The organism is Paenibacillus sp. P4_A9, from assembly GCF_056402415.1.
Map to the genome: position 1 here is coordinate 1 of NZ_JBFUHL010000248.1, position 554 is coordinate 554.

The following is a 554-nucleotide window of genomic DNA, read 5'->3' on the forward strand; positions in this document are numbered from 1 at the left end:
GTTTTTGAAGTGCGTCCACAATGGCTGCGATGATACTTGTTGCTAAAATAGCCATTAGACATAATGATGTAGGACCCGCCGCATCATCACTAACTGTAACTTTAGCAAGCACCCTTAAGCTTACTATGGCTAACAAAATGAGGAAAATGACTGCAAAAGCACATTTCTTTATTATCTTCAAAGATTTAAGGGATAATTCAGAGAAAGCATTATTCTTTTCGATATAGGTTAATAGTTTATATGCTTGATACAACGCAACAGAAAACGCAATACAGAATCCGTATGCACATACTAAAAAGGGGATTAGGAAGTAAGCCGTATCTGGATGTACCCTCGCATCTCTAACGGCTATCACAGGCAACCAGACACACAAAGCAAGTACTGCCATTCCAGCCAGAAAAATAATTACCTTTAAGAAAGTGGTTGAACCTCGTTTAACATTCATTTAATACACCTCACTTATTTAATGACAACATGATTTTAGCATATTATTTATCGTTTTACAATAAATTTGTATTGTTTATTTTTTATATTATTATTGTTAATGAAATATC

The 554-nt window shown here is 34.1% G+C and carries 1 protein-coding gene; it reads right to left on the reverse strand.

Annotated features, from left to right (window positions below):
- A partial coding sequence (locus tag AC1DVJ_RS31300) for a DUF2975 domain-containing protein (protein WP_477596867.1) occupies nt 1-445 on the reverse strand: 445 nt, incomplete at its 3' end.
- Between the last annotated feature and the right edge of the window lie 109 nt (nt 446-554).